Origin of the sequence: Deinococcus radiodurans R1 = ATCC 13939 = DSM 20539 (genome assembly GCF_000008565.1) — a bacterium.
GTDB lineage: Bacteria > Deinococcota > Deinococci > Deinococcales > Deinococcaceae > Deinococcus > Deinococcus radiodurans.
Genome location: NC_001263.1, coordinates 72,591 through 82,500, shown reverse-complemented (window position 1 = coordinate 82,500; position 9,910 = coordinate 72,591). Strand labels below are relative to the sequence as shown.

General features: G+C 67.7%; 7 protein-coding genes. 5 read left to right on the top strand and 2 right to left on the bottom strand.

Features of this window, described 5'->3' with window-relative positions:
* The first annotated feature begins 18 nt into the window (after window positions 1-18).
* The 5 genes from DR_RS00430 to DR_RS00410 all read left to right on the top strand — a co-directional run bounded on the left by DR_RS00430 (window position 19) and on the right by DR_RS00410 (window position 4,121).
* On the top strand, window positions 19-732 hold the full coding sequence (locus DR_RS00430; protein ID WP_010886729.1) for a PIG-L deacetylase family protein: 714 nt from the start codon (window positions 19-21) through the stop codon (window positions 730-732).
* 101 nt (window positions 733-833) lie between these two features.
* Window positions 834-1,856: an ornithine carbamoyltransferase gene (argF, locus tag DR_RS00425; protein WP_162177765.1), complete on the top strand. Its 1,023-nt coding sequence runs from the start codon at window positions 834-836 to the stop codon at window positions 1,854-1,856.
* A 7-nt stretch (window positions 1,857-1,863) separates the two neighbouring features.
* Window positions 1,864-2,379, top strand: coding sequence for an NUDIX hydrolase (locus DR_RS00420; protein WP_010886727.1), 516 nt, complete (start codon window positions 1,864-1,866; stop codon window positions 2,377-2,379).
* The gene (gene argC / locus DR_RS00415) at window positions 2,376-3,296 is read left to right on the top strand and encodes an N-acetyl-gamma-glutamyl-phosphate reductase (RefSeq protein WP_010886726.1); all 921 of its coding nucleotides are present in this window, start codon (window positions 2,376-2,378) and stop codon (window positions 3,294-3,296) included. Before DR_RS00420 ends, argC begins: the two co-directional genes overlap by 4 nt.
* Window positions 3,297-3,299: 3 nt before the next feature.
* On the top strand, window positions 3,300-4,121 hold the full coding sequence (locus DR_RS00410; RefSeq protein ID WP_010886725.1) for a shikimate 5-dehydrogenase: 822 nt from the start codon (window positions 3,300-3,302) through the stop codon (window positions 4,119-4,121).
* A gap of 15 nt (window positions 4,122-4,136) precedes the next feature.
* Here DR_RS00410 and glp read toward each other — a convergent pair whose 3' ends face one another.
* Window positions 4,137-5,342 (bottom strand): molybdopterin molybdotransferase MoeA, encoded by a 1,206-nt coding sequence (gene glp, locus DR_RS00405; protein ID WP_010886724.1) that lies wholly within the window; start codon window positions 5,340-5,342, stop codon window positions 4,137-4,139.
* A 74-nt stretch (window positions 5,343-5,416) separates the two neighbouring features.
* On the bottom strand, window positions 5,417-9,820 hold the full coding sequence (locus DR_RS00400) for a YhgE/Pip domain-containing protein (RefSeq protein WP_010886723.1): 4,404 nt from the start codon (window positions 9,818-9,820) through the stop codon (window positions 5,417-5,419).
* Window positions 9,821-9,910: the final 90 nt, after the last annotated feature.

The following is a 9,910-nucleotide window of genomic DNA, read 5'->3' as shown; positions in this document are numbered from 1 at the left end:
TGACGGCGCGGCTGGCCTATGCTGCCCACCATGACAAGCGAAACAGGCAAGGGCCTGAAACTGCTGCTGATTGTTCCACACCCCGACGACGAGGTGTACGGCGCGTCCGGCACACTGATGGAATATCTGGCGGCGGGTGAGTCGTGCGGACTGGTCACGCTGACGCGGGGCGAAGCGGGACGCACCCTGGGCCTGTGCGATGGCCCTGAAGAACTGGCGCGGATGCGGGCCGTAGAACTGGCGGCGTGCCTGGAAGTCATCGGCTTGACGACCACGCCCGGCAGCCTGCACGAGCAACACCAGTTTCCCGACAAATACCTGAAGGACTACCCGTTCGAGGAACTCGTCGAAACGGCCCGTGAAGCGATGGAGCGGCTGCGGCCTGAGACGGTGCTGACCTTTCCGCCCAACGGCAGCAACGGCCACCCCGACCATATGACCACCCACCGCGCCGTGAAAGCCGCCTGGGACCGTCTGCCCGCCGGGAGCCGCCCGGTGCTGTGGTACTACGCGAGCGAGACGCCACCTGAGAACGAGGAACTGCGGGCCGCGTGGCTGCCGCCGACCGTCAAGCGCGACGTGAGCGCCCTGGTGACGCGCAAATTGCAGGCCATCGCCTGTCACCGCTCGCAGGCCCTTTCGACGGTGGATTTCATCCGCAAGTTCCCTGAGCGCGTCACCTCCGAGACGTTCTACGAAGTGCCGGAATCGCTGCGCGGGGCTCAGAGCTGAGCAAACCGGGCTGTATTTCTATACAGCAAACCGCATAACTTTGAGTTGGGGACGCCGCCCACATGACCACTTTGGACAGGGGCGGCGTATACTTTTTCCCTATGACGAAGGCCGCCCGTTCCAGTAAGAAGTCTGCTCCGTCCGTGCCCACCCCCGCGCAGGCCCGGCTTCACACGCCGGACACCCTGCCGCGCCCGGTGCTGGCGGGCCGCGACTTTCTGAGCAACCTCGACATGACGTCCGCCGAGTTGCGGGCAGTCATGGACACCGCGCACTCCATGAAGGCGGGCGAGTGGCGCGCGGTCAAGCCGCTCTCGGGGCTGTCGTTGGCGCTGGTCTTCGAGAAGGCCTCCTTACGCACCCGCACCACCTTCGATGTGGGGATGTACCAGCTCGGCGGGCACGCCATTACCCTTTCCAACACCGAAATCGGCCTGGGCACCCGCGAGCGCGTGAGCGACGTGGCGCGCAACCTGGAGCGCTGGGTGGACGGCGTGATGGGCCGCGTGTACCTGCAACAGACCCTGGTGGAACTCGCGCAGCATGCCCGCATTCCGGTCATCAACGGCCTGAGCGACATGCTGCACCCGGCGCAACTGCTCGCCGACTATCAGACCATCGAGGAAGAGTTCGGGCAGGACCTGCGCGGCAAGCGGGTGGTGTACATCGGCGACGGCAACAACCTCGCCAACAGCCACATTCACATGGGCATCCTGACCGGCACCGACGTGACGGTGGTGACCCCGGTAGGCTACGAACCCAACGCGGGCGTGCTGATGGACGCGGTGAAGGCGGGCGTGGAGGTGCACCTGACCAACGACCTGGACGCCATTCAGGGTGCCGACGTGCTGTACACCGACGTGTGGATTTCGATGGGCCAGGAGGCCGAAGCCGACATCCGCCGCCGGGCTTTTAGGGGCTATCAGGTCACGCCGGAGATGCTGGAGACCATCTCGCCCGACGGTATTTTTCTGCATTGTCTGCCCGCGCACTACGGTGAAGAAACCGTGCCGGAAGCCACCGAGCACCCCAAGAGCCGCGTCTTCGACCAGGCCGAGAACCGCCTGCACGCGCAAAAGGCGCTGCTCTACCACGTGCTGGGCGACATGAAGCCGCGCTGGTAATGGGAGAATGGGGGGCGTGAGCGACGAACGCTTGGACCTCGTGAACGAGCGCGACGAAGTGGTCGGGCAGATTCTCCGCACCGACCCGGCACTGCGCTGGGAGCGGGTGCGGGTGGTCAACGCCTTTCTCCGCAACAGCCAGGGCCAGCTGTGGATTCCACGCCGCAGCCCCAGCAAGAGCCTCTTTCCGAATGCGCTGGACGTGAGCGTGGGCGGGGCAGTGCAGAGCGGCGAAACTTACGAGGAAGCGTTTCGCCGCGAGGCCCGCGAGGAACTCAACGTGGAGATTGACGCGCTGTCCTGGCGCCCGCTGGCCTCGTTTTCACCGTTTCAGACGACGCTCAGTTCGTTCATGTGCGTCTACGAACTCCGCAGCGACGCCACGCCCATATTTAACCCCAACGACATCAGCGGCGGCGAGTGGCTGACGCCGGAGCATTTGCTGGCCCGTATCGCGGCGGGTGAAGCGGCGAAAGGGGACTTAGCCGAGCTGGTGCGGCGCTGCTACAGGGAGGAAGAATGAACAAGCCCAAGATTTTCATTGACGGTGAAGCCGGAACCACCGGCCTGCAAATCAGAGAGCGCCTCGCCGGGCGGAGCGACCTCGAACTGCTGAGCATCGACCCAGTGCGGCGCAAAGACAGCGCGGCGCGGGCCGAACTGCTCAACGCCGCCGACGTCTCCATCCTGTGCCTGCACGATGACGCGGCGCGGGAAGCGGTAAGCCTCACGACCAACCCAGCTTCGCGGCTGCTGGACGCCAGCACCGCTCACCGCATTCACCCCGACTGGGTCTTTGGCTTTCCCGAACTGAGCGCAGAGCAGCCGGAGAAAATCCGGCAGGCGCGGTACGTGGCCAACCCCGGCTGCTACAGCACCGGCGCGATTGCGCTGCTGGCCCCGCTGACTGGGCGCGGGCTGCTGCCCGCCGACTTTCCGGTGCATATTCAGGGCTACAGCGGCTACACCGGCGGCGGGCGCGCGCTGGTAGACGCCCACGAGCAGGGCAGCGCGCACCCATCCAAGGGCGCGTTTATCAGTTACGGTCTCACGCTGGAGCACAAGCACCTGCCCGAGACGATGGTGTACGGCGGCCTGACCCGCAAGCCCGTGTTCACGCCGAACGTGGGCGGCTGGGCGCAGGGGATGACCGTGACGGTTCCCCTGCATCTGGCCGAGCTGGGAGTGAGTGCCGAGGCGCTGCACGCCGCGCTGAAGGAGCACTACGCCGGGCAACAGTACGTGAAGGTCTTCGAGCTGGCCGACAACCCCGAGATTCTCGACCCGCAGACGCTGAACGGCACCAACAACCTCGAACTGTTCGTATACCCGGCGGCGGACGGCGAACGCGCCCTGCTCGCCGCGCGGCTCGACAACCTCGGCAAAGGGGCGAGTGGCGCAGCGGTGCAGAATCTGGAGCTGATGCTCGGCCTATCCTGACCCATGCTTCCCGCTCCCCGGTTTGACCGTGACACCCGGCTTTGCATGAGTCTCGCCGCCGGGCCCGGCAACTTCGGCACCCGTTTTCACAATTATCTGTATGAGTTGCTGGGCCTGAACTACATGTACAAGGCGTTCACCACGCAGGATTTACCTGCTGCCATCGGCGGCATCCGGGCGCTGGGGATTCGTGGGTGCGCGGTGAGCATGCCGTTCAAGGAAGCGGTGATTCCGCTGCTCGACGAACTGATGCCGTCGGCGGCGGCCATCGAGTCGGTGAACACGATCGTCAACGATGACGGCGTGCTGCGGGCTTATAACACCGATTACGAAGCCGTTCGCCTGCTGATTCGGGAAAAAGAACTCGACCCGTCCTGGCGTGTCGGCGTGCGCGGCAGCGGCGGCATGGGCAAGGCGGTGGCGTCGGCGCTGCGGGACGCGGGCTTTGAAAACGGCGTGCTGGTCGCCCGCAACGAGGCGGCGGGGCGCGAACTGGCCGGGCGGCTGGGCTGGCGCTGGACGCCCGAGCCGGAAGCTGCCGACCTGCTGGTCAACGTCACGCCCATCGGCATGGCGGGGGGGCCGGAGGAACACGATCTCAGCTTTGCGCCGGAGCTGATTGCCCAGGCCCGCGCCGTGTTCGACGTGGTGGCGCTGCCCGCCGAAACGCCGCTGATTGCCGAGGCGCGGCGGCAGGGCAAGCCCGTCGTGACCGGGGAAGAAGTCGCGGCACTTCAGGCCCTCGAACAGTTCGTGCTCTACACGGGCGTGCGGCCCACGCCGGAACAGGTGCAGGCAGCGGCGGCCTGGGCACGGCAGGGGTAACGCGGGACGGCGGGCCTACAGCAGCACCACCTCCACCCGCTCGCCCGCCGCGATGTTCTGCCCCTCGGGCACGACGACCAGGGCGTCGGCGTCACTCAGCGAGCGCAGGACGCCGCTGCCCTGGCGGGGGTAGTCGCGCACCTCGTCGCCCGAGAGCACGCCGCGCCAGAACGCCGTCTTGTCAGCCAGTGAGGCAAAAGGAGTGGCCGCCGTCACCTGCCGGGTCGGGAGCGGTTCGCCGGTCAGCACCGGGCGCACGATGACCTGAAACACGACCAGGCTGCTCACCGGATTGCCCGGCAGACCGAACACCGGCAGCCCCCCCCAGCGCCCGCAGAGCGCGGGGCCACCGGGCCGCATCTTCACCTTCCAGAAGGTGATCTCGCCCTCGCCGAGCAGCAGGTCGCGCATGAAGTCGTAGCGGCCCATGCTGACGCCGCCGCTGGTGAGCAGCAAGTCGGCGCCGCCCGCCGCGCCCAGGCGTTCCCGCAGGGCGGCGGGCGAGTCGGGCGCGTGCCCGAGGTCGAGCACCTCGTAGCCCGCCTCGGTGAGCAGCGCGGCGAGGCCCACGCGGTTGGAATCATAAACCTGCCCCGGCGCCAGCGGCTGCCCCGGCGCGACCACCTCGTCGCCGGTGGAGAGCAGTGCCACCCGCCAGCGCCGCACCGGCACCTGCGCGTGCCCGAGCGCCGCCGCCAGCGCCAGCCGCGCCGGGGTCAGGCGGAGTCCGGCGGACATGACGGTCTCGCCCGCATGGAAGTCGCCCCCCTCGGGTCGCACGTCGCCGGGGCGGGCGGGGCGCAGCAGCTCTACTGTGCCCCTCTCCACTGCGCTTGTGCCTTCTCCTTCACGCAACTGCTCCACCGGGCAAATCGCGTCGGTGCCGGGCGGGAGCGGAGCGCCCGTGTAGATGCGGACGCACTCACCCGGCCCCACCTCGCCCGCGAACGGCTCACCTGCCCGGCTTTCGCCTACCACGCGCAGGGCCACCGGCGCCCCCGCTGAGGCGGTCAGCGTGTCGGCCTCCCGGCAGGCGATGCCGTCCAGGGCACTCTCGGTGGCCGAGGGATGACTGACGAGCGCCGTGAGGTCAGCGCCGAGCGTGCAGCCGAGGGCCTTCCGCAAAGGCAGCGTCACGACGGGCGGCGCGGGCAGCAGCGCGGCGAACAGCTCCCGCGCCTGCGCAACAGACACGTGCATGGGAAAGGTGGGGGCGGTCATGGGGGAAAGATAGGGCGGCGAGGATAGAAAAGCCCCACCCGGAAGGAGCAGGGCGGGGCTTAGGAAAGAAAAACTCAGACCGAAGGCGAACGCGGCGCCGCGGGCGGAGGAGGCGTTTCTTCCTCGTCTTCCGGGGGCAGGTCGTGGTAGGAGAGCGGCAGGTTGATCAGCGGCTTGAAGTCGCGGTCGCGCACGAAGTCCCAGCGGCGGCGGCCCAGCAGGGTCAGGATGACGCCGCCCACGCCGATGCTGAGCAGCACCAGCATAAAGTTGAGGTACTGGCCTTCGTAGGCGCCGGAAATGGAGTGCCGGAAGGCGTTCACGCTTTGGGTCACCGGAATCCAGCGGTGGATATGCTGGAAGAAAGCGGGCGAGAGTTCCACCGGGTAGCTGCCGCCCGACGCGGCGAGTTGCAGCACCAGCAAAATCAGCGCGAACAGTCGCCCGGCGGCGCCGAACAGGAAAATCAGGCCCATGACCAGGGTCAGGAAAACCATGCTGGACGTGACCGCCGTCGCCGTGACCTGCAAGGGATTGAGGTAATCCACCCCGAGCAGGTGCACGCCCCAGACCACCAGCAGCGCCTGAACGATGACCAGCACGGCGGGTTGCAGCCCCTTGCGCGCCACACGCGCGAGCTGCGAGGTGCGGTGGGCGCTGCGGGCGAGCTGCTGGTAGGGGAAGATGAAAGTACTGAGCGTGGCGCCCACCCAGAGGCTCAGCGCCATGAAGTACGGCGCGAAGGCGGCCCCGTTGTTCTTGACCGGCGCGAACTTCCGGGTCACCGGCTTTACGCTGGCGCTCAGGCCCTCGGGGTCGCCGCCGAGCTCCTCGGTGCTTTTCGGCAACTTGCTGTAAAGCTCGCGCAGGCCGTTGCGCAGCTTGACCGCGCCATCGTCCACGTCGGCGGTGCCGTCGGCGAGTTTGCGGCTGCCGTCTTTGAGGTCGCCCAGGCCGTTGGCCAACTCGCCCGACTTCTCGGCAAGGGTCGAGGCCCCGCTCGACAGCTGGTCGAGGTCGCTCTGGGCGGGCAGTTTCTCGGTGATTTGCCCCAGCGCCGACTTGATTTTGAGGTTGCCTTCCACAAGCTGATTCACGCCGCCTTGCAGCGACCCGGCGCCTTTGCTGAGGGTCTGTGCGCCCTGCGCGGCTTCCCGCGTCTTGCTGGCGAGGGTGGCCGAACCGCTTTCGAGTTGTGCGGTGCCACCAGCCACCTGCTCCGCCCCGGAGGCGAGTTTCTGAGCGCCCTGGGACGCTGCCGTGCTGCCCTGCTGTGCCGTCTTCAATCCCGCCGACAGCGTGGCCGAACCGCTTTCAAGCTGCGCCGTACCCGACGCCAGTTGTGCCGACCCCGCCGCGAGCTTCTGGGCACCCTGAGACGCTGCCGTGCTGCCCTGTTGCGCCGTCTTTAAGCCCGCCGACAGCGTGGCCGAGCCACTTTCGAGCTGTGCCGTGCCCGACGCCAGTTGCGCCGACCCCGCCGCGAGTTTCTGGGCGCCCTGGGACGCTGCCGTGCTGCCTTGCTGCGCCGTCTTCAGCCCTGCCGACAGCGTGGCTGAGCCACTTTCGAGCTGCGCGGTGCCCGACGCCAGCTGCGCTGACCCCGCCGCGAGCTTCTGCACGCCCTGCACGGCGGCGGCGCTGCCCTGGCCGGCTTCCTTGAGCTTGGTGGAGAGGGTGGTTGCCCCTTCGGAGAGCTGCGCAGTCCCGGCGGCCAGCTTGTCAGCGCCTTCACCCAACTGCTGCGCGCCCTGCACCGCCGCTGTCGTCCCTTGCTGGGCTTCCTTCAGCTTGCTGGAGAGGGTGGTTGCCCCTTCGGAGAGCTGCGCGGTTCCGGCGGCCAGTTTGTCAGCGCCTTCACCCAACTGCTGCGCGCCTTGTACCGCTGCCGTCGTCCCTTGCTGCGCTTCCTTGAGTTTGCTCGATAGGGTATTCGCGCCTTCGGAGAGCTGCGCGGTTCCGGCAGCCAGTTTGTCAGCGCCTTCACCCAACTGCTGCGCACCCTGCACTGCTGCCGTCGTGCCCTGCTGCGCTTCTTTCAACTTGCTGGACAGGGTGACCGCCCCTTCGGAGAGCTGTGCGGTCCCGGCGGCGAGGCGGGTGGCGCCTTCGCTGAGCTGCTGCACGCCCTGCACGGCGGCAGTGCTGCCCTGACCGGCTTCCTTGAGCTTGCTCGACAGGGTGGTTGCGCCCTCGGAGAGTTGCGCGGTGCCGGCGGCCAGTTTGTCGGCCCCCTCCGCGAGCTGCGAGGCGCCCGTGACCGCCCGGCCTGCGCCCGCTTCGAGTTGCGGCAGCGCGTTGCTGAGCGTGTTGGTGCCGCTGTGAACCTCCATGGCGCCGCTGTTGACCTTCGCCACGCCCTGCTTGAGCTGACCGGGGAGCAGCGCCTGGTTCTTGACCGCGTCGTTGAGTTGCAGCGTGCCGGTCGCCAGTTCGGCGGCCCCGGTGTTGAGCCGGTCGGCCCCCGCGCTCGCCTGCTGCAACCCGCTTTGCAGTTGCGGGAGCTGAGTGGCGAGTTGCCGGTTGCCCGCCGCGATTTGCTTGGCCCCGGCGTTGGCATCGTTGGCCCCGCTGGCGAGGCGGTCGGCCCCTTCGGAGAGCTGGCCTAGACCGCTCTGGAGTTGGGGCAGCTGGTCGGCGAGCTGTTTGTTCCCTGCCGCAATTTGCTTGGCGCCGCTGTTGGCGTCGTTGGCGCCGCTGGCGAGACGGTCAGCACCCTCTGAGAGCTGGCCTAGACCGCTTTGAAGCTGCGGGAGCTGCGTGGCGAGTTGCTTGTTGCCCGCCGCCACTTGCTGAGCGCCCGCATTCGCGTCCTTCGCGCCGCTGGCAAGCCGGTCGGCGCCCTCGGAGAGCTGGCCTAGACCGCTTTGCAACTGAGGAAGCTGCGTGGCGAGCTGCTTATTGCCTGCCGCCACCTGCTGAGCACCCGCGTTGGCGCCCTTTGCGCCACTGGCGAGACGGTCAGCGCCCTCGGAAAGCTGGCCCAGACCGCTTTGCAACTGGGGAAGCTGCGCGGCGAGCTGCTTGTTCCCCGCTGCGACCTGCTGGGCACCTGCGTTCGCATCTTTGGCGCCGCTGGCGAGGCGGTCGGCGCCCTCAGAGAGCTGGCCTAAGCCGCTCTGAAGCTGGGGCAACTGGTCCGCGAGCTGCTTGTTGCCCGCCGCCACTTGCTGAGCGCCGCCGTTCGCCGACTTCGCCCCTGCTGCGAGTTTGTCGGCCCCTTCCGAAAGTTGCGTCAGACCGCTCTGGAGCTGCGGTAACTGGTCGGCGAGCTGTTTGTTGCCGCCTGCGACCTGTTGAGCACCACCGTTGGCTGACTTTGCCCCTGCCGCGAGCTTGTCGGCCCCTTCCGAAAGTTGCGTCAGACCGCCTTGCAGCTTGGGCAACTGCTCGGCGAGTTGCTTGTTGCCGCCCGCCACCTGCTGGGCGCCGCCGTTCGCCGACTTGGCCCCCGCTGCGAGCTTGTCCGCCCCGCTCGAAAGCTGGGTGAGGCCGCTCTGAAGCTGCGGGAGCTGGGCCGCGAGTTGTTTGTTGCCCGCCGCGACCTGCTGGGCGCCGCCGTTGGCTTTCTTGGCGCCGGCGGCCAGTTGGTCGGTGCCGTCGGCGAGCTGGCCCAGGCCGCTGGCGAGGCTCTCAGAACCCGTGCGGAGCTGACCCGCACCGCTGCGCAGGGGCGCGAGCTGGGTTTCGCCGGGCGCGGCGGCTTCGAGCTGGCGCAGGCCGTCGGAGAGCTTCACCGTGCCGTCGGTCAACCGGCCCACGCCGCTCGACAGGGTGCCCGCTCCGTCGGCGAGTTTGCGGCTGCCGTCGGCAGCGCGGTTCGCCCCGTCGGCGAGGTCGCTGGCCCCGTCACGCAGTTTGACCGTGCCTTCTTGCAGGTCGGTGGCTCCGTCGCGCAGTTTGCGGGTCGCCGTGCGGATATCGGCAAAGCCCTTTTGCACGTCGGCGAGCGAGTCCTGCACGACTTCCCAGCGGTTTTCGCCGAGCGACTTGTTCAGTTCGCTCGACAGGGTATCGGCAAAGCTCGACGCCACGCGGGTGGCGAAATAGCTGCTGCCTTCGGACACGTAGAACTTGAGCAGGCCGTGCTGGGCGCTGTCGCCGCTCAGAGCCCGGCGGCTGAAGTCGCGCGGAATCGTCAGATTGAAATAGATATCGCCCCGGCGCACGGCTTCCTGGGCCTCGGCCTCGCTGGCGTAGCGCACGTAGTTGAATTTGGGGTCGTCGAACAGCTTTTTGACCGTCTCCTTGCCGAGGTCATAGTCCTTGCCGCGCTCGGTGGTGCCCCGGTCGAGGTTGACGATGCCCACCGGGAGCTGGTCGAGGTTGCCGTAGGGGTCAATGGTGCTGCCCAGATAAATGGTCGAGTACAGCGTGGGCACGATGGCGATGGCTGCCGATGCCAGCCACATCATCGGGTGCCGCCACAAGCTGCGCTCTGGGGGGGTCAGGGTTTGAAAATCACGGATGAAAGACATTCAGTCTCCTCGGGGCGCCGGGCGCCCGGACCGGAACAAAACGGCGAAGCTGGCAGGTGACGGAGAAGCAAGAGTGACGCACCGTCACCA

Bases quoted from the DNA above. Each gene is read 5' to 3' on its own strand.
- argF (WP_162177765.1), top strand. From the start codon at position 834: ATGACGAAGGCCGCCCGTTCCAGTAAGAAGTCTGCTCCGTCCGTGCCC.
- DR_RS00410 (WP_010886725.1), top strand. From the start codon at position 3,300: ATGCTTCCCGCTCCCCGGTTTGACCGTGACACCCGGCTTTGCATGAGT.
- DR_RS00430 (WP_010886729.1), top strand. From the start codon at position 19: ATGCTGCCCACCATGACAAGCGAAACAGGCAAGGGCCTGAAACTGCTG.
- argC (WP_010886726.1), top strand. From the start codon at position 2,376: ATGAACAAGCCCAAGATTTTCATTGACGGTGAAGCCGGAACCACCGGC.
- DR_RS00400 (WP_010886723.1), bottom strand. From the start codon at position 9,820: ATGTCTTTCATCCGTGATTTTCAAACCCTGACCCCCCCAGAGCGCAGC.
- glp (WP_010886724.1), bottom strand. From the start codon at position 5,342: ATGACCGCCCCCACCTTTCCCATGCACGTGTCTGTTGCGCAGGCGCGG.
- DR_RS00420 (WP_010886727.1), top strand. From the start codon at position 1,864: ATGGGGGGCGTGAGCGACGAACGCTTGGACCTCGTGAACGAGCGCGAC.